Raw genomic sequence first — 929 nt, 5'->3', positions numbered from 1 at the left:
GCCTTCTCGACGATCTCGCGCACGTCACGCGATTTCGCACCGGCGGCGACTTGCTCGAGCGCTTCGCGCATCCGGTCGCGCAGCGCGGGCGTGAAGCGGCGCCACAGTTCGAGCGAGCGCGCGAGGCGTGCCGCGACCTGCGGGTTGATCGCGTCGAGCGCGAGTACCTGTTCGGCCCAGAACGCGTAACCCGAACCGTCGGCCGCATGGAATTGCGCGGGGTTGGCCGCGCAGAAGCTGAAGATCAGCGAACGCGCGCGGTTCGGATTCTTCAGGTTGAACGCCGGATGCGCGAGCAGCTTGCGCACCTTCGCGAGCGTCGGCTGCGCGGGCGTGCCGCGTTGTGCCGCCTGCATCGCGAACCACTTGTCGATCACGAGCGCTTCCTTCTCGAAGCGACGATAGAAATCGTCGAGCGCGTGCTCGGCCGGTTCGGTCGCGCCGGCGGCCGCGGCGGACAGCAGCGCGCCGAGCGCAGCCGCGCGATCGGTCATGTTGTTCGCCGCATCGTATTGCGCGCTCGCGAGGCGCACCGCATCGGCCGGATCCTCGAGTTCGGCGAGATACGCAAGCGCGAGGTTCTTCAGCGCACGGCGGCCCGAGGCTTCCGGCGTCGGTTCGTAGGCGCCGGGCGTCTGGTGTTGCGCGTAGGCGGCGAGCCATTCCGCGTGCAGCGCGGTGGCGAGCCGGCGGCGCACGAACTGGCGTGCGCGATGCACGGCGGCCGGATCGGCTTCGGCCATCTGGTCGGCGAGGTAGGTTTCCGACGGCAGCGTCAGCGCGAGTTCGCGGAATGCCGGCGACAGGCTTTCATCGGTCAGCACGCGGCGGAATGCGGCGACGAAGTTCTCGCCGAGCGTGAGCGGCTCGTTCGCGGCCGCACGCGCGGCGAGCGTCAGCAGCGCGCGTGTCGCGAGGCGCTGGCCGGC

The 929-nt window shown here is 70.4% G+C and carries 1 protein-coding gene; it reads right to left on the bottom strand.

What is annotated here, in order from left to right:
• Positions 1-929, bottom strand: a 929-nt coding sequence (locus G3N96_RS38790; protein ID WP_206140498.1) for an aminopeptidase N C-terminal domain-containing protein, incomplete at both ends; no start/stop codon positions are given.

Origin of the sequence: Burkholderia sp. Se-20373 (assembly GCF_017104705.1) — a bacterium.
In the GTDB taxonomy this organism is placed as follows: Bacteria; Pseudomonadota; Gammaproteobacteria; order Burkholderiales; family Burkholderiaceae; genus Burkholderia.
This window is presented reverse-complemented; position numbering and strand designations above follow the sequence as displayed.